Origin of the sequence: Lentibacter sp. XHP0401 (genome assembly GCF_025751535.1) — a bacterium.
Taxonomy (GTDB): Bacteria; Pseudomonadota; Alphaproteobacteria; order Rhodobacterales; family Rhodobacteraceae; genus Lentibacter.
The window spans coordinates 38,125-56,671 of sequence record NZ_JAOWLC010000009.1; the positions used below are offsets into that span (position 1 = coordinate 38,125).

15 protein-coding genes are annotated in these 18,547 nt (G+C 57.6%); 8 read left to right on the forward strand and 7 right to left on the reverse strand.

The features are described from left to right. The first annotated feature begins 56 nt into the window (after positions 1 to 56). On the forward strand, positions 57 to 2,123 hold the full coding sequence (locus OE750_RS12330) for an enoyl-CoA hydratase-related protein (protein ID WP_263764538.1): 2,067 nt from the start codon (positions 57 to 59) through the stop codon (positions 2,121 to 2,123). On the opposite strand, the gene OE750_RS12335 is transcribed toward OE750_RS12330, so the two are convergent. The 5 genes from OE750_RS12335 to OE750_RS12355 form a co-directional block, all read right to left on the reverse strand. Then, positions 2,109 to 3,251, reverse strand: coding sequence for a hypothetical protein (locus OE750_RS12335; protein ID WP_263764539.1), 1,143 nt, complete (start codon positions 3,249 to 3,251; stop codon positions 2,109 to 2,111). The genes OE750_RS12330 and OE750_RS12335 overlap by 15 nt on opposite strands. Before the next feature lie 72 nt (positions 3,252 to 3,323). Further along, positions 3,324 to 5,939 (reverse strand): sensor histidine kinase, encoded by a 2,616-nt coding sequence (locus tag OE750_RS12340; RefSeq protein ID WP_263764691.1) that lies wholly within the window; start codon positions 5,937 to 5,939, stop codon positions 3,324 to 3,326. A gap of 47 nt (positions 5,940 to 5,986) precedes the next feature. Continuing rightward, complete coding sequence (locus OE750_RS12345) at positions 5,987 to 6,328, reverse strand: hypothetical protein (RefSeq protein ID WP_263764541.1); 342 nt, start codon at positions 6,326 to 6,328, stop codon at positions 5,987 to 5,989. Then, the gene (locus tag OE750_RS12350; RefSeq protein ID WP_263764542.1) at positions 6,325 to 6,693 is read right to left on the reverse strand and encodes a response regulator transcription factor; all 369 of its coding nucleotides are present in this window, start codon (positions 6,691 to 6,693) and stop codon (positions 6,325 to 6,327) included. Before OE750_RS12350 ends, OE750_RS12345 begins: the two co-directional genes overlap by 4 nt. Before the next feature lie 114 nt (positions 6,694 to 6,807). Further along, positions 6,808 to 8,109, reverse strand: coding sequence for a helix-turn-helix domain-containing protein (locus OE750_RS12355; protein WP_263764543.1), 1,302 nt, complete (start codon positions 8,107 to 8,109; stop codon positions 6,808 to 6,810). A gap of 221 nt (positions 8,110 to 8,330) precedes the next feature. On the opposite strand from OE750_RS12355, the gene OE750_RS12360 reads away from it, so the two are divergent. The 7 genes from OE750_RS12360 to OE750_RS12390 all read left to right on the forward strand — a co-directional run bounded on the left by OE750_RS12360 (position 8,331) and on the right by OE750_RS12390 (position 16,197). Next, complete coding sequence (locus OE750_RS12360; protein ID WP_263764544.1) at positions 8,331 to 9,674, forward strand: substrate-binding protein; 1,344 nt, start codon at positions 8,331 to 8,333, stop codon at positions 9,672 to 9,674. Between the two features lie 127 nt (positions 9,675 to 9,801). Beyond that, a complete protein-coding gene (locus OE750_RS12365) occupies positions 9,802 to 10,833 on the forward strand; it encodes a branched-chain amino acid ABC transporter permease (protein ID WP_263764546.1) in 1,032 nt (343 codons plus the stop codon). Positions 10,834 to 10,835: 2 nt separating this feature from the next. Further along, positions 10,836 to 12,050, forward strand: a complete 1,215-nt coding sequence (locus tag OE750_RS12370) for a branched-chain amino acid ABC transporter permease (RefSeq protein ID WP_263764547.1) — start codon at positions 10,836 to 10,838, stop codon at positions 12,048 to 12,050. Positions 12,051 to 12,061: 11 nt separating this feature from the next. Further along, complete coding sequence (locus OE750_RS12375) at positions 12,062 to 12,817, forward strand: ABC transporter ATP-binding protein (RefSeq protein ID WP_263764548.1); 756 nt, start codon at positions 12,062 to 12,064, stop codon at positions 12,815 to 12,817. Between the two features lie 14 nt (positions 12,818 to 12,831). After that, positions 12,832 to 13,587, forward strand: coding sequence for an ABC transporter ATP-binding protein (locus OE750_RS12380; protein WP_263764549.1), 756 nt, complete (start codon positions 12,832 to 12,834; stop codon positions 13,585 to 13,587). 90 nt (positions 13,588 to 13,677) lie between these two features. Further along, complete coding sequence (gene acs / locus OE750_RS12385) at positions 13,678 to 15,624, forward strand: acetate--CoA ligase (protein WP_263764550.1); 1,947 nt, start codon at positions 13,678 to 13,680, stop codon at positions 15,622 to 15,624. A 270-nt stretch (positions 15,625 to 15,894) separates the two neighbouring features. Beyond that, complete coding sequence (locus OE750_RS12390; protein ID WP_263764551.1) at positions 15,895 to 16,197, forward strand: hypothetical protein; 303 nt, start codon at positions 15,895 to 15,897, stop codon at positions 16,195 to 16,197. A gap of 4 nt (positions 16,198 to 16,201) precedes the next feature. On the opposite strand, the gene OE750_RS12395 is transcribed toward OE750_RS12390, so the two are convergent. Beyond that, a complete protein-coding gene (locus OE750_RS12395) occupies positions 16,202 to 17,005 on the reverse strand; it encodes a 3-hydroxybutyrate dehydrogenase (RefSeq protein WP_263764552.1) in 804 nt (267 codons plus the stop codon). After that, positions 17,002 to 18,522, reverse strand: coding sequence for a class I adenylate-forming enzyme family protein (locus tag OE750_RS12400; RefSeq protein ID WP_263764553.1), 1,521 nt, complete (start codon positions 18,520 to 18,522; stop codon positions 17,002 to 17,004). Before OE750_RS12400 ends, OE750_RS12395 begins: the two co-directional genes overlap by 4 nt. Between the last annotated feature and the right edge of the window lie 25 nt (positions 18,523 to 18,547).

The following is an 18,547-nucleotide window of genomic DNA, read 5'->3' on the forward strand; positions in this document are numbered from 1 at the left end:
CATTACCTGCGCCCAAAGGCAAAGTTGCTCCATCAAGTCAGCGGAGCGGAACAGTTATGACTGCCTCAAGTGAATGGGTCACATCCAAAACAGGTAACAAAACCGCTGTTGTAAGCCTGCATCGCCCCCCCGAGGGCACATTTTTTCCCGCATTACGTGCCGCCTTTCTGGCGGCATTGCAAGACGCATTGGACAATCCCGAAGTTGACACCATTGTGCTTACGTCCAATGGCGGTGGCTTCACCCTCGATTTGCCCCTGCCCGAGCACCAACTTGGCGAAGCCAACCCGACTTTAGCAACCCTCACAGAGGCCATTGCCACTGCGCAAAAGCCCGTCGTCGCTGCGCTGCGAGGCCGCGCCGCAGATGCCGGACTGGAATTGGCGCTTGCCGCCGCTGCACGGGTTGCACATCTGGGCACACGGATATCCCTGCCCAGTCTGCACGCAGCCCGCCTGCCGAGCCCCGCAGCACTTTACACTCTGGCCGCACGGCTGGGCCCCGATTTGACACGTCACTTTCTGGAAACGCCATCGGACATGTCCGTCAGCCATCCACAACTCGAGCCTCTTTTCGACAAAATAGTCTCTCAAAATGCGGTTGGAGAAGCCGCCGAGCACGCCCGCAGCCTTGCGCCCTGCGCAGCTTTGCCCCAGCCGGCCTTTGACAACCCCGTCAACTATCAAAACCAGATCACAGCCCTGCGCAGCACAACACATTTCGGCGCATATTCGGCCGATAAAGCAGCCCTTGCCACTGTGCTGGAAGCGGCCCTTCTTCTTCCCCGTGAAGCCACGCTGAAGTTTGCACAAACCCAGATCGCAGATCTTGCCGAGAACCTGTCAAGCAAGCGCAAAGGCTACCGCCGTGCGGCCAAACTGGCCGCGTTTTGCGCCTTCCCGGAAGCACAGGCGCCCGAAGCGCTCACACTGGTTGGCACAGGCACACAAGCCGCACGCATCGCTCTGTCTGCCATGCGTGCACAGCTTCCTGTTCGCGTTCTTGCTCTTGAAGGCGATGATTTCGCCGCCTTCCGCGAAGCAATCAAAGCCCAAATCAATACACGCACGGCCAAGCGACAAATCGCTCCTGGTCAGGCCAGGCCTATGCTTGCGCTTCTTAGCGAACTGCCTGATTTTACAGCACTTAAAACGGCCGATTGGATCGTTGAAGCTGCCGCCCGTTCGATTGATACTATCGGCGGGTTGATTGCACAGATCAAAGGCGCAGCCTCCGAAGAGGCCGTCATAATGCTGACCTCCGCGATGCGCAGCGGTGCAGGCGAATTTGCGGAGGTCTTGGCCCCGCGCGTCGCCGCTTTACAATTTCACGCCGATGTCGGCAGCGGAGAGCTTGCCGAAATCGCGCTCAAACCCGAACTAGCCCGCACCGACAGGCACAGAGCACCTATGGTTGCCGCGCTGCGCCGCATCGGAGTCACCCCCGTATTCCAAGCGGCTCAGAACGGGCTCGCCTCCAGCCGCCTGTTTACAGCCCTCTGTCTGGCCGCCGAAGAGGCCATTGCCTGCGGAGCTTCACCCGAGGCTGTCGATGCTGCTCTGCCCTGCCGCGTGAAGCCCTTTGCCGCCCAAAACGCAGAGGGCTTTCGCGCCCAGCCCTTCCGCGTAACTGCGTTTTTCGGCGATCTCGTAAAAAGTACCGCTCCCGGGCTAAACGCCGCACTTTTGAAGGCTGGGATTGAAGGAGGAAAAGGCGCATCGGCACTCGTCTCTGGATGCCTTAGCCCCGAGGCAGACCAAACACTCTCTGACTGGCGCGAGCATGTAGGTCATCAAGCCAGCAACACTCCAGACTCTGCCGCCATCACAACTCTTGCAACCGCCGCGCTGCTTCATACAGGCACGCAGCTTTTACGCGATGGCACAATCCAGTACCCTTGGGAAATCGACCTGATTGTAATTTCCTCTCTCGGCTTCGCACCAAACTATGGCGGTGCGTTTTTCGAGGCTGAGGCCATGGGTCTCACCCGTTTCCGCAGCGTTCTGGCCGCGCTCGCCCCCTTGCGGCCGGAGTTTTTCTCAGCTCCTGAAGAACTTGATAACATCATCAAAAACGGCTTCAAATTTGCCAAGCCCGGCCAGACCGGATTAGCCTACGTTTGACAGGCTTTGCGCTTCTGGCTCTGGCTCGCGCTCGGGTGCCAGATAATCGTGTTGCTGCTCCTCACCCAAACCTGGCAAATCCGACAGGTCAGGCATGTCATCAACAGTCAAAGGGGTCATATCCACATCGACACTGGAGTAGGCTGATGTTTCTGCCTCTCCCAGATCGGCCCAGACATCAGCCACGTCCATCGGCTCGAACGTTTCCTTCCCTGCTCCACGTATACCGAATTGAACCTTGAGTGCGCGCATACCGTCCTGTTGGCCAAGTTTGCATGGCCCCAACCGCTCGGAGCCGGAACCCGCATCAAGCTCGATCCGCCCAAGAGCTGCCGCGCCAAACTGTAGCCGCACGCCCGGCTTCAACTCCGACAGTTCCCCAAGGCTGATCTTTCGGCGATGAATGACCGCGCGCAACACCGCGCGCGCCTCCATGAGGGCACCGTCTTTCATCAAGCTCCGCGCCTGCTCGGAGCTTTCAGGATGAGCCTCGGCAGCCGCCGGTTCAGAAGGTTGCGCCTTCCCTCCTGACAACGGCAAGCACAGCACAAATTCGCCGCGCCGCGCGCCACCCTCAAGCTCGATTTGCGCACGCAATACCTGATAGTCTGGCGCGTCAATAATCAATCCGAGATGTCGCTTGCTCTCTATCCGCGCACCAAAGCGGAAGTGTTCACAAAGTTGGCCCTCCTGAGGGCCCAAATGCTCACTCATCTCATTTAAAACACGGCTTACATATGGCGCAACCAGCGCCGCGTCGGTGGCTGTGGCGGCACGCAGCGGGCCTTCGCGCGCACTCACCTGACCAATCGTCTGTTTTTCGACAAACCCGCTCACCAAAGGCACATCCAGTGCCACAGCACCAATCGCTCCGCATGGGCCGTCGAGCACAATAAACAGCATGTCCTCATCAACACTGCGCATCAGAGCATCCTGCCCCAACTGCTCGCTTTGCACACCACTTACGCTCAGCGCGAGCTCGAACAGCTTTTCAGCCGAGCGCGACAAAGCCAGCCGCATCGCCCTCGCGGGCGACATGACACGGGCCTGATGCTCCTCGCGGCCCGCCTTCGCCTTGCGGCGCAATACATGTGTTGCACTGGTTTCGCCCATAGCCTCCGCCGCCATTCTTTGCGGTGTTTGAGCCTCTGGTTTAGCGCCAATCCGTTACCATCTTCTTAGCGCCGCAAAGTTTTTCCGCTAATCCTCAAAAGGCAAAGAAACCCGAAAGGCCGTTCCGCCCTGCCCGGGCAAATAGCTGATCGTCCCGTCAAGGCGCTGCATCACCTCACGGCAAATCGCAAGGCCGAGCCCTGCACCGCTTTCACGATCGTCTCCCAAGCGGGAAAATTTCTCAAAAACAACCAACTGCTCGTCACGCGAAATTCCAAGCCCATTGTCGATAAAATCGATATACAAACGCCCGTCTTTTGCAGAGGTCATAATCTTCAGTTCCGGCTCTAGTGCTTCACAGTATTTCTGTGCATTGGCAATCAGGTTGATAAAAACCTGACACAACCGGTCCAGATCCGTGTGAATGACCATCTGCTCACGCTCCCGGCGCCGCACGATGCTTACTTTGCCGATCAACCCCGCAGCCGCAACCGCACGGTCCAGCACATCCACAAGCAAACCGTCTTCCAGGTTCATCGAAACCTGCCCGTTTTCAAGCACGCTCAAATCCAGCAAATCATCCAGAAGCCGCGTCAGCCGAACAGATTCCGAATTGATAATCGAGCTATATTTACTCTGGTCATCGCCGGATAGCCCGTCAGAATCGCGCAAAATCTCTGAAAATGCCCGGATTGATGTCATCGGCGTGCGCAGCTCGTGGCTGATCTGGCTCAAAAAAGCATCCTTCTGGTGCGACAGCTCGGTGAGCTTTTCATTCGCCTCCCGTAGCTGACGCGCGGTGCGGATCAACTCTTCGGATTTTTCCTCAAGCTGGCTCGAGTACTCCATAATCTGCGCGGCTTCATCCGCCACAGCGATCAGATCATCCACCGAAACAGCGGCCCTGCCCACAATCTGTCCCACCATCGCATGCGCCGTTGCCGCTCCCACAGAGCCCGCAAGCTCGCGCTCCAACAGGTTGAGAAACTCGGGGGTCGGCTCGGGCAGATACCCCTCAAGCCCCTGCTCACTCGCCACCCGCCGAAACAGCCCTTGTGCCTGCGTGGCCCCGACAATCCGCTGCGCCATCAAAAGCAGATCTTCACTTTGGGCCATCCCCCCGCGCCAGCGCTGCCCGCTGCTGGAATGTTTGAACACATCGACAATCTGCGCCCCCTGCAAGCGCTCCATAGGTGAGGGAAAGCTCGCCAAGGATACGACGACGAAAGATACCGTATTCAGTGTCAGGCTCCAGAACACCGCATGTACAAGCGGATCAAGCCCGACAAACCCGAAAAGCGCCTGGGGTTTAAGCGCCGCTATGCCCCAAGGTCCGTGTGCCAGCACATCCGCCGAAAGGGCTGCATCAGGTCCGAAACTTGGCAAAAACATCGCCCAAAGCCAGATCACAAATCCGACAAGCAAGCCTGCCAACGCACCGCTACGTGTCGCTCCACGCCAAAAAAGCCCGCCCAGAAGCGCCGGTAAAAACTGCGATACCCCCGCAAAAGACACCAGACCGATCGCCGCCAAAGCAGCACCACCGCCTGAAATGCGGTAATAGACATATCCCAAAAACACGACACCGATAATTGAGAAGCGCCGCGACAACAGCACCACATTGCGCAAATCACCTGACACAAGCGCTCCGCCTCCGGTCACCCGCAGCCAGATCGGCATGACAATATGGTTGGACACCATGGTCGAAAGCGCAATCGCCGCCACAATAACCATTGACGTGGCGGAGGAAAATCCACCCAGAAAAGACAGTGTTGCCAGCCCTGCCTCCCCCGACACCAGCGGAACCGACAAAACGTACAAATCAGGGTTTGTGGCCTCGGGCAGAATGTTCTGCCCGACAACAGCAATCGGAACGATGAACAGGTTGATCAACAAAAGATACGTTGGAAAAGCCCAGGCAGCAAAGCGCAAGTGGCGTTCGTCATCGTTTTCGACGACCAGCACCTGAAACATCCGTGGCAACGTGAGAAATGCCGCCGCTGACAGCGCGATCAACGCAACCCATCTTGAAGGGGCAATCTCCCATTCGGCAATCTCGCTGGCCTCGATCTGCTCAATCACGGGGCCAAGACCGCCACCAAGCCCCCAGACAACAAACACTCCCACAGCCAGAAGCGCTATCAACTTCACAACCGCCTCCAAAGCAATCGCCATGACAACGCCATGGTGGCGCTCGTTCACATCAAGATTGCGCGTGCCAAAGAGGACAGTGAAAAGCGCAAGCCCCGTCGCCACCCAGAAAGCGGTGGCGGCACTGCCAAATCCTTCCGCATTCGGCCCCGCAGCCGCAAAGGCTGAAAAGGACAACGTAACAGACTGGAGCTGAAGCGCTATGTAAGGCGTTGTGCCTGCTACGGCCATCAAAGTGATCAAAACAGCAAGGGTGTTTGATTTACCAAAGCGGTTCGAAATCAAATCAGCAATCGAGGTAATTCGCTGAGCACGGCCCACCCGTACGAGTTTGCGCAGCACCCACCACCACCCGATCATCACAAGCGTCGGGCCGATATAAATCGTCAAATACTCAAGCCCAGAGCGCGCCGCAAAACCGACCGCGCCGTAAAATGTCCAGGCGGTGCAATACACCGAAAGCGAAAGCGTGTAGATGATTGGCGAGTTGAGCCAGCGTGCGCGGCCCCGTTTCGCTGCACGCTCCGCCAGAAACGCCACAACAAACAACATTGCTGCATAGCTCGCACAAACGGCTGCCAGAATGTTGACGGCATTGCTCACGGGGTTCTATCACCCTGCCCGTCAGGCGCATGCGGCAACGCGCGGTTTGCGTCAGACCCGGGTTCCGCTTCCCCATCGGGGCCAAGCCGTCGCGTCAATAGCGCTCCTCCAGCGATAAGCACCGCCCAGACTATAAAAAGATAGGCCATCGCACCGACATTGCTCTTGGCAGCCCCCGTCCAGATGATGGGCAAGGCAAAACACAACACACCCAAAACCGGCCAAACCCGGATCGCATCCACAACACGGCGCGCGCGGTAGCTGTCTTTGGGCAAAAATACCTGCCCGCTTATCCGCCCATGCGGATGCTTTTGCGCGGGCTCGCGGGCCTCGCTCAAGATGTCGCCAACTCGCGCACCGCGTCAAGCACCTCGGAATTGGAGAATGGCTTGGTCATGAATCGGCTCGCACCAAGTTCCATAGCGCGTTCGCGGTCCTTTGTCTGGCCCCGCGCGGTCAACATCATTACTGGCGTCTGTGCCAACACAGCATGTCCTCGAATATCACTCAGAATATCAAACCCGCTGCGTCCGGGCAGCATAACATCAAGCAAAATCAGATTGGGCGCACGCACTTCAAGCGTCGCCATCGCCGTATCCCCGTTGGAGTGGGTGTGCACTGTCCAACCGTCTCGCGACAGAATAAAGCTAATCGCCTCGATGATATTTGGTTCATCTTCAACCAGAACCACGGTTTTCCCCATATATTACGTCCCTCCCCTGACGTGCCTTTGCGCGGGTTCACGCTCTAGCCTCTTCTTTATCACCACAAAAACGCCGCCTGTCAAAAGATGAAGCGCAGCGCGTGTGCGCACAGCCTAGAGCCGTGACGACACGATCGAAGGCTCCCGCCGTGCCGCGCAGCCTTCACGCGGGCAAATCCGGCAACTGGCCCCGATCAACCGCGCGCCCTGCGTTCCCGTTTCGGCAGTCATGGGCGCAATCAGCATGGTTGCCTCCAAAAGCGGCTCATAGCCATAATCCGTGCTCAAAACCGCCTGCGCAATCGCGTAGGTTTCAAACACATTCTCGCTTGTTCCGCCGCGCCCGGGCTGTGCCACCCGCTGCGCCAGCGGCATCATTGGGCGGCTCAAGGCCTGAAACAGAGGCCACAGCGGGCACATCGCCCCGAACCGCGGGATCGGGAACCCATCGGCCGGCTTGCGATACAGCATGGTTCCCGAAGCATCGCACACCACCAGCCCGAAGCCATGCTCCGGCAAGGTTGCGAGGCGGCGCATGACACTAGCCAGGTCCTGATCAAACTCTGCCGCCAGCCTGAGCGGTTCGGGGCCATGCTCACCAATCGCCCCCCGAAAGGCCTCGAGTGGCATATCTTCGGCATCTTTTGCATAGCAGGCAAGATATCTCCCCGCGATCGCCTGCGCGCTTGAAGACTTGAGCTGTGCCGCACCGCGCAAGTATCCCTCGGCCGCGTCAACGCGCGCCTCTTCCAGTGCCGGAAAATGCCAGTCAAAAGCCGAAAGAAACCCGGCCACCTCCTCTTGCGGCGAGCTCACTTCACTTTGCGCATCGCCCGCCCCGTCCAGAAACCCGACAAGCGCCTGCGCACGCTCGGCCAGCCGCGCGGAATCTTCGTTAATGTTACGGTGGAAGCGGTCGCGCCACTCAGGCTCAATCTCGCGGGTGTCCTGCAAAATCGACGCCGTGGAGCGGATTGATGTCACAGTGGAAAGCACCTCATGCAACGTCGCCGCCAGATGCGGATCATGTGTCAAACGGTCGGTCAGGGTTTCAACATTGCGCTCAAGCTCGTCGATCCTGCGCGCGGCACGGATCATCAGGTTGGCCCAGCCGGGAAAGCGGCCCGCAAAAGCCGTGCTTTCCGCCACTCCGATTTCCTCCCCCAACCGAGCAGCCACATTCCCCAGCCGCGCGATCACTTCCTGCTCAGCCCCCTCGGCCAAAAGTGCTGGTTCAACCTCGAGGCGCAACGCCATAGCACGCAACAACTTACCGCCGATTCTGCGCCGGTTGTGCTCAATGAGATTAAGATAAGATGGAGAAATCCCCACATCAGCCGCCAAATCAGCCTGTTTAAGCCCCTGGGCAATGCGGCGTTCGCGGATACGGCTGCCTGCGAGAGTGCGTGTGGCCATGACAATTATCTCATAATTTCAGTCATTTTCTGCAACGCAACATAAACAAATTTACACAATCAGCAAAGGCTTTGTGCAGAAATTTACAAAACTTTTGTGTCGTTCAAATGCCTTATTGCGTAATTTTCGGTCTGACCTGCATATTGTATTTGCACAAACGTGCCTATGGGGAGGCGCAGGAGGAGGCTCCTTCCCGTATTATCGAAAAGGGAGGATATATAATGTCCAAATCAAACTTTACCCGTCGTGGTATGCTGAAAACCAGTGCCCTGGCAGGCGCTGGCGTTGCGCTTCCGACGATCTTCACAGCCTCGTCAGCGGCAGCCTATATGAACGAGCCAAAAGGTGGCTCTGTCACACTTGGTTTCAACGTGCCGCAAACAGGCGCATACGCAGACGAAGGCGCCGACGAATTGCGCGCCTACGAATTGGCCGTCGAACACCTCAACGGTGGCGGCGATGGCGGCATGATGAACACGTTCAGCTCCAAAGCCCTCCAGGGCAACGGTATCCTCGGCAAGAAGGTCGAGTACGTCACAGGTGATACGCAGACCAAATCAGACGCGGCACGTGCTTCTGCTAAATCAATGATCGAAAAAGACGGCGCCATCATGATTACAGGAGGCTCGTCTTCAGGTGTTGCCGTCGCGGTTCAAGGTCTCTGCCAGGAGGCTGGCATTATCTTCATGGCAGGCCTTACGCACTCAAACGACACGACAGGCAAGGACAAGAAAGCCAACGGCTTCCGTCACTTCTTCAACGCCTACATGTCGGCTGCAGCTCTCGCACCGGTGCTGAAAAACCGCTACGGCGCAGACCGTAAAGCCTATCACCTGACAGCTGACTATACATGGGGCTGGACACAGGAAGAAAGCATTGCAGCCGCGACTGAAGAGATGGGTTGGGAAACTGTTAACAAGGTGCGAACACCGCTCGCCGCAACCGATTTCTCATCTTATATCGCACCTGTTCTGAACTCCGGTGCCGATGTTCTGGTTCTGAACCACTACGGCGGGAACATGGTTAACTCGCTCACAAACGCCGTTCAGTTCGGCCTGCGTGAAAAGATGGTCAACGGCAAGCAGTTTGAAATCGTCGTTCCGCTCTACTCACGCCTGATGGCACGCGGTGCGGGCGAAAACGTCAAAGGCATCCTTGGCTCGACAAACTGGCACTGGTCACTGACAGACGAAGCCTCACAAGCCTTCGTCAAGTCGTTCGGTGAAAAATTCGGCTTCCCGCCCTCACAGGCGGCGCACACGTGCTACGTTCAAACGCTGCTTTATGCAGATGCTTGTGAGCGTGCAGGCACGTTCAACCCTTGTGGCATCGGCGAAGCGCTTGAAGGCTTCGAATTTGACGGCCTCGGCAACGGCCCGACCCTTTATCGCGCCGGCGACCACCAGTGCTTTAAAGACGTTCTCGTTGTGAAGGGTAAAGAAAACCCGACATCCGAATTCGACCTTCTGGAAGTGGTTGAAATCACACCACGCGCTCAAGTCGAGTATCCGGTTGACCATCCGATGTTTGCAGGCGGCGCTCTGGGTGCCTGTAACGCGGGCTAACCAGCCATATGGACACGTCGGGGCCTCTTTGGGGCCCCGACACTTTCCCAAACACGATCCAATTATAAAATAGACGCGCGGCTCCGTGCCACGACGCTCTTATCACATCCAATCCAAGGTGGGGACGATGGACGCAATCATCCTGCAGATACTCAACGGGCTCGACAAAGGCTCGGCTTACGCGCTTATCGCGCTTGGCCTGACGCTTATTTTCGGCACGCTCGGTGTTGTAAACTTCGCGCATGGCGCACTTTTCATGATCGGTGCTTTTTGCGCAGTGACGCTCAACAAGCTGCTGTCACTGAGCTACATGGTGGAAGACCCCACCAGAACCGACTTTCTCGGCAAACCCCTACAGGTGGCAACGCCCTATGTGCACGGCTGGTTTGGCGAGGCAACAGGAGAAGCGCTGATTGACTGGTCTGTTCCGCTCGCAATCCTGTTCTCGATTCCCGTCATGATCGCCGTCGGCTTCATCATGGAACGCGGGCTGATCAAGCATTTCTACAAGCGTCCCCATGCCGATCAGATCCTTGTGACATTCGGCCTTGCTATCGTTTTGCAAGAGCTGATCAAATCATTCTACGGAGCCAACCCGATCCCGACACCTGCTCCCGAAGTCTTCCGCGGCAGCTTTGATTTCGGCGTGATGCTGGGCTTTGATCCGAACGCGATCATTTACCCCTACTGGCGCATGGTTTACTTCGCCTTTTCGGCTCTCATCATCGGCGCGGTCTTTGCCTTCTTGCGGTTCACCACCTTCGGGATGGTTGTGCGCGCAGGCATGGCCGACCGTGAAACAGTCGGCCTTCTCGGCATCAACATCGACAAGCGCTTTACCATCATGTTCGGCCTTGCTGCCGCCGTGGCCGGCGTTGCGGGCGTCATGTATGCTCCAATCAACTCGCCCAACTACCACATGGGGATGGACTTCCTTGTCCTGAGCTTCGTGGTTGTTGTTGTGGGCGGCATGGGCTCGCTGCCCGGTGCCGTTCTGGCTGGCTTCATGCTCGGTATCCTCGAGGCTTTCGCCTCCATGAACCAAGTCAAAGCCATTATCCCCGGCATTGACCAGATCATCATCTATCTGATTGCCATCATTATCATTCTCACACGTCCACGCGGCTTGATGGGCAAAAAAGGCGTGATGGAGGAATAACCATGCTCGGATTGAACAAAAAAGACACCCTACTCTTCTGGATCGTCGCAGCCCTGGCTCTCCTGGCTCCGTTCATCCTCAACCCTTTTCCTGAAGGCTCCTCACTGGCGCAAATGTTCAACGCGGGTTACCCCGACTTGATGCAGCGTTTCGTAATCTTCGGGATCCTCGTCATCGGATTTAACATTCTCTTCGGCCTCACAGGCTACCTCAGCTTCGGTCACGCCGCCTTTCTCGGCATAGGCTCCTACTCTGCGGTCTGGATGTTCAAGCTTGTCGGCATGAACGTGATCCCGGCAATCTTGCTGGCAATGATCGTCTCGGGCGTGTTTGCCCTGCTCATCGGCTACATCAGTCTGCGTCGCTCGGGAATCTACTTCTCGATCCTGACACTGGCGATCGCACAGATGTGCTACAACCTCGCCTATTCGGTACTTGGCAACCCGTCATCAAACTTCAACCTCACCAATGGCGAAACGGGTTTGCAGCTCTCGCTCGACGATGCGCGCATTCTAGGCGAAAGCGTCACAGCCGAAGGCGCCCTTCCGGTGACAAACTTCTTTGGTCTGGCCATGCGCTCAAGCTACCAGATGGACGTTGGCGGCTGGTTGTTCACCTTCAACGCAGGCTACTACCTCAGCGCAATCATCATGCTGGTCAGCTTTTATGTCAGCATCCGCATCTTCCGCTCCCCCTTCGGCCTGATGCTGCGCGCTGTAAAGTCAAACCAGCAGCGGATGAACTACACGGGCCTCAACACGCGCCCCTATATTCTCGCGGCTTTCGTGATCTCCGGCATCTACGCCGGCCTTGCGGGCGGCTTGCTCAGTTCGATGGACCCCCTCGCAGGTGCCGAGCGGATGCACTGGACAGCTTCAGGCGAAATCGTGATCATGGCCATTCTTGGTGGTGTCGGCACGCTCATCGGCCCCGTCCTCGGCGCAGGATTCAACGAGTATTTCAAGAACATCCTGTCCAAAATCAACGACAATGTTCTGCACGACTGGCTCGGCTTTCTGCCTGACGGATTTGAAAACCTGCTGGTTGGCTTCCTGCACTACTTCGTTGGCAAAGGCTGGCACCTAACGCTTGGCATCATGTTCATGCTGGTGATCATCTTCCTGCCCGGTGGCCTTGTTCAAGGCGGACAACGCATCGCCAGACTGTTCCGTCGCAAAAAGAACAGCGACGAAACCCAACAGACACCTGCGGAATAAGGAGAGCTTCTATGGGAATTCTTGAAGTCAAAAACGTCGGCAAGCGCTTCGGTGGCCTGCAAGCTCTGAATAATGTAAACCTGAGCGTTGCAGAAAACACCTGCCACGCCATCATCGGCCCCAACGGGGCGGGCAAATCCACCCTGCTCAACTGCTTTGTGGGCAAGCTCATCCCCGACACAGGCTCCGTCATGTTTGACGGCCAGTCGGTTCTGGGCCGCACGCCTTACGAGATCAACCAGATGGGCATCTCCCGCGTGTTCCAGACTCCCGAGATCTTCGCGGATCTCTCGGTCATGGAAAACATGATGATCCCGGTCTTTGCCAAGCGTGACGGGTCGTTTCGTATGCACGCCCTCGAAGGCATGATGGGCGAGAAAGACATTGTCGAAAAGGCCGAGGCCATGCTCGAAGATATGGGCCTTGCCAACAAGCGCGAGATGCAGGCTTCATCGATGTCACGGGGCGACAAACGCCGCCTCGAAATCGCGATGTGCCTCAGTCAGGAACCCCGCCTGCTACTGCTGGACGAGCCAACAGCCGGCATGGCCCGCGCCGATACAAACAACACGATCGACCTGCTCAAACAAATCAAGGAAGAGCGCGATATCACCATCGCGATCATCGAGCATGACATGCACGTTGTCTTCTCTTTGGCCGACAGGATCACCGTTCTGGCCCAAGGCACACCACTGGTTGAGGACAGCCCGGAAAACATCAAAGGCCACCCGAAAGTGCGCGAAGCGTATCTCGGCGAAGCGGCGTAAGGGAGAACAATCAGATGAACGTCAAACCCGACTTCTCCAAAGGCAAAAACTACGCCGAAACAGCACCGGCTTTCCTCTCTGTCTGGGGCATGGAAAGCTACTATGGCGAAAGCTACATCGTGCAAAACATCAGCTTCAACGTCCACGAAGGCGAAATTCTCGCCCTCTTGGGGCGCAACGGCGCGGGCAAAACCTCGACCCTGCGCTCGATTGCGCGCATGGATGCACCGCAAGTGACACATGGCGAAATCTGGCTCGATCACCAGCCGCTGCACAACATGTCAAGCTATCAGGCCGCGCAAGCCGGTATCGGCCTTGTGCCGGAAGACCGCTGCATCATCTCTGGCCTGACCGTTGAGGAAAACCTGCAACTCGCACAAATCGCCCCGCCCCTTGGCTGGTCGCTTGAGCGCCTCTACGAGCTTTTCCCCCGCCTCAAAGAACGCCGCAAGCAAGAAGGCGTCACCCTATCAGGCGGTGAACAACAGATGCTCGCCGTCGCCCGCGCCCTCGCGCGCGACATTAAAGTGCTCCTCCTTGACGAACCCTACGAAGGTCTCGCACCAGTTATCGTGGACGAAATCGAAAAAACGCTCCGCATCATCAAAGAGCAAGGCATCACAACTATTCTCGTCGAGCAAAATGCCGTTCGCGCGCTTGAGCTTGCGGACCGCGCCGTGATCCTCGACACTGGCGGCATCGTCTTTGACGGCTCCGCAGCAGAAGTACTCGAAAACGCAGAGTTGCGTTCCGAGTATCTTGCCATCTAAGCTCTCTAAATGAGGCCCGCCCGATATCTCTCAGAGTCACGGGTGGGCCAGCAAAGAGAACATCAGCAAAAAGACAAATGGGAAACCGCTATGTCCAAGACCTATCCACCCTCAGCCGAAATGGCCGCTAACGCACATATCACCGCTGCCAAATATGACGAGATGTATGCCGCATCTGTAAACGATCCGGATGCATTCTGGGCTGAACACGGCAAGCGCATCGACTGGATCAAGCCGTTCTCAAGTGTCAAAAACGTCTCCTACGCGCCGGGCAATATCGACATCAAATGGTTTGAAGACGGGACCCTCAACGTCGCCGCCAACTGCGTTGACCGCCACCTTGCCACTCGTGGCAATCAAACCGCGATCATCTTCGAGCCAGACGACCCCGCAGAGCCCGCGCAGCACATCACCTATTCGCAGTTGCATCACCACGTCGGCAAAATGGCCAATGTTCTGAAAAACATGGGGGTCAAAAAAGGCGACCGCGTCATCATCTATATGCCGATGATCCCCGAAGCCGCCTATGCCATGCTCGCCTGCGCCCGCATCGGCGCGATTCACTCGATCGTTTTTGCAGGCTTCTCACCCGATGCCCTCGGCGCACGGATCAACGGCTGTCACGCCAAAGTCGTCATCACAGCCGATCACGCCCCCCGTGGTGGCCGCAAAACCAAGCTCAAAGACAACGTCAATCAAGCGCTCCTGCACGATGTCGATGATGTCAAATGCCTCGTCGTCAAGCGCACAGGCGATCAGGTCGCCTGGCGCGGTGAGCTCGACTACTGGTATCACGAAGAAGTCGAGAAAGTCTCCGCCGACTGCCCCCCAGAGGAAATGAACGCCGAGGATCCGCTCTTCATCCTCTACACGTCAGGCTCCACAGGCCAGCCCAAAGGCGTCGTGCACACCTCGGGTGGCTACCTTGTCTACGCCGCAATGACGCAGGAGTTGACCTTCGATTACCATGATGGCGATGTCTACTGGTGCACCGCCGATGTCGGCTGGGTCACAGGCCACAGCTATATCGTCTATGGGCCTCTGGCCAACGGCGCGACCACGCTGATGTTCGAAGGCACGCCCACCTACCCCGATGCCTCGCGCTTCTGGCAGGTCTGCGAAAAACACAAGGTCAACCAGTTCTACACCGCCCCCACAGCCCTGCGCGCTCTCATGGGCCAGGGCGACAGCTTTGTTGAAAGCTGTGATCTCTCCAGCCTCAAAGTGCTCGGCACAGTCGGCGAGCCGATCAACCCCGAGGCCTGGAACTGGTATAACGAAAAAGTCGGCGGCGGACGCTGTCCGATCGTTGACACGTGGTGGCAAACCGAAACAGGCGGCCACATGATGACCCCCCTGCCCGGCGCCCACGCCACCAAGCCGGGCGCCGCAATGAAGCCCTTCTTCGGCGTTCAACCCGTGGTGCTTGAGCCAACTTCAGGCGAGGAAATCAGCGCATACCCGGCCGAAGGCGTTCTCTGCCTCAAAGACAGTTGGCCCGGCCAGATGCGCACCATCTGGGGCGATCACGACCGCTTCGAGAAAACCTACTTCTCCGATTACAAAGGCTACTATTTCGCAGGTGACGGCTGCAAACGCGACGAAGATGGCGACTACTGGATCACCGGGCGCGTCGATGACGTGATCAACGTCTCGGGTCACCGCATGGGCACAGCCGAAGTCGAAAGCGCCCTCGTCGCTCACGCCGCCGTGGCCGAAGCTGCTGTCGTCGGCTATCCGCACAACATCAAGGGCCAAGGCATATACTGCTACGTCACCCTGATGAACGATGCCCAGCCCAGCGATGAGTTGAGCAAAGAACTGCGCAACTGGGTCCGCCAGGAAATCGGCCCAATCGCCTCGCCCGACCTTATCCAATGGGCCCCGGGTCTGCCCAAAACCCGCTCCGGCAAAATCATGCGTCGCATCCTGCGCAAAATCGCCGAAAACGACTATGGTGCATTGGGCGATACCTCGACACTGGCCGATCCGTCAGTTGTCGACGAACTCATCGAAAACCGCATGAACCGCGACTGACAAACGCTTAAAGCCAATTGAGAAACCGCGCCAAGCCCTGCCTCGGCGCGGTTTTTCTCTTCCTTCCATAATGAAAGCACTCTGCTTTTTTCTTGCCACAAATATCCCGGGGGTCTGGGGGCTGGCCCCAGCTTGGCATGGGTCCGATGGCGCGCAGCGCCATTGGAAACCGAATAAGCAGCATTTGCCTCAAACCCCACTCCTTAACCTGTCGTTAAGCTTTCAGGCCCACACTCACTCATGGTGGGGGCTCCAGCAAAGGAGCCGCAAATGTCATCAATAGAAAGCCTCGGCATCGCATCTCAATCGCGAGCAGCCTACACACCTCTCTTGCACGAACGGCAGGCCCAATCCCAAAACGCGCGCGCCTCCGCAAGCAAAGTTGAATTGCCAACAGCCGTTTCACAAACAAACGCCTCCGACACCTCACGCCTCAGGCTTGAAAGCCGCCCCAAAGAAGCCCCGCCACCACGCAAATTGCTCTTAACTGGCAACGCGACAGCCGCCTACCTCATCGAAATGCGCCTCACGCAGGAAATCGCCATGCTTCAGGAAGAGCAGAAAACCGGCTAGGCTCTTATTGCGCCGTCCAACCGCCATCAATCGGAATGGTCGCGCCCGTCACATTATGCGCCACCCGCGCACAGAGCCAAAGCGCAAGCGCGCCAATCTCCGCTGGGTCCGAGGTGCGCCGCGTCGGTTGCTTTTCACTCAGCAAATCTGCAATACCAGCAGCGCGGTCGCCACCGTGCAGGGCTGCGCGCGCTTCAATCTGCGGCTGGATAATCGCCGTTTCCGTCCAGCCTGGGGCGATGCAGTTCACTGTCACGCCGCCGCTCTCCTTGCTGCCAGCGCTGGCATATTCCAGCGCCGCAACACGGCTCAGCCCCACAAGACCAAATTTCGCCGCTACGTAAGGCGCCTTATCCTTACTCGCCACAAGCCCGTGAACGGAGGCAATATTAACCACCCGTCCAAAGCCGCGCGCCGCCATATCGGGCATCAAAGACTGCATGGTATGAAACGCCGCCGACAGGTTAATCGTGAGGATCGCGTCCCATTTGTCACGCGGCATTTCTGCCAAAGGTGCAGTGTGCTGAATGCCCGCATTGTTGACCAGAATATCCACCGGCCCCCAGGCCTTCACCTTGGCCATCATCGCATCAATCGCGGCGGCGTCCCGCATATCGCCCCCAAAAAATTTGGCTTCCGCAGCTCCCGCCGCGCGCACTGCCTCACAAGCGGCTTCCGCCTCGACTGCGCTCGCCAGCCCGTGCAAAGCAACCCGCGCACCAGCCCCACCAAGCGCCTTTGCAACCTCAAGGCCAATCCCCTGCACCGAGCCAGTCACCAGTGCTGTTTTTCCGCTCAACTCACTCATGCTTTCTCCTCCAGCATCGCCCGCAGCTCGGTTTTCAAAACCTTGCCGTAGTTGTTTTTCGGCAGCTCGCTCAGCGCATAATAATCTTTCGGCCGCTTGAACCTCGCAATATTCTCCAGACATTGCGCATCAAGCCTGGCACGGTCCAACTCTGCCCCATCAGCCATCACCACAAAGGCCACAACATCTTCGCCCCATTCGGGATGCGCGCGCCCGACAACGCTCACTTCTTCCACATCAGGCAACTCCAGCAGCACTTCTTCCACCTCGCGTGGGTAAACATTACTGCCACCTGTGATAATCATATCCTTGGAGCGGTCATGCATGGTGATATAGCCGTCTTCGTCCATATTCCCCATGTCACCTGTCAAAAGCCAGCCGTTCACAAGCGTCTTGGCCGTTGCCTCGGGGTTTTTCCAATAACCCCTCATCACAGTGTCGCCCCGCACCATGATCTCGCCGACTTCGCCGCGTGCAAGCTCCTTGCCGTCTGCGCCGCCAATCTTCACCTCAACAGCCGATTGCGCCCGCCCGACAGAGCCAAGCCGCGCGCGCCAACGCGGGTGGCTGCGATCAGACACATCATGGCGTGACAGAGCCGTAATCCCCATGGGGCACTCGCCCTGACCGTAAATCTGCAAAAACACTGGCCCGAACTGCTCAACCGCCTCGATAATATCGGCGTTATACATCGGCCCGCCCGCATAAACGATACTGCGCAAGCCTTCTCCCCGCACGCCCGCCGCTTTCGCCGCAAGCGTCATTCGCTTCACCATGGTCGGCGCGGCAAACATATGCACATTGCCGAAATGCGCCGCCAGCTCGAAGATTTCGGCCTCGTCAAACCCTCCCGACGGCGGGCAAACATGCCGCGCCCCGACCATCACATGCATAACGCTGTAAATGCCCGCCCCGTGGCTCATCGGCGCCGCATATAAAATTGTATCCTTGTCACTCACCTGATCGGCATCAACAAAATAACACAGCGCCATCGAGCGCAGCATACGGTGGGTCATCATCACCCCCTTCGGCCGCCCTGTCGTGCCGGATGTGTAAAACAGCCAAGCCACATCATCGGCTGCACAGCTCTCGGGCTGCGCCAACGCCTCGCCTTCCAGTATCGCGGCATACTCCGGCCCCGTCACATCAATCAGCCGCGCCGCACACCCCACGTCTTGCAGAGCTGCCGTCAACTCGGGCGAGGTAAAGACAATCTGCGCCTCCGCATTCCCGATAATCCACTCCGCCTCACGCCCATGCAGCTTCGCATTGATCGGCACAGCAATCGCGCCTGCCATCCAGATACCGTATTGCACCACCAGATACTCCGGCAGGTTCTTCATAAAAATACCGACAGGCGCGCCTTTGCCCACCCCCTCGGCCTTCAAAAATGCCGCCACCTGCCGCGCCTGCCGCGAAAACTGCGCATAATCCGCAACGCAGGTTTCTCCCAGAAAAACCGCCTCCCGCGCAGGGTTGATCTGCGCAATGCGGTAAAGGTATTCAGCAATATTCATGAGGCCCTCCCAGACTTTAACCTAT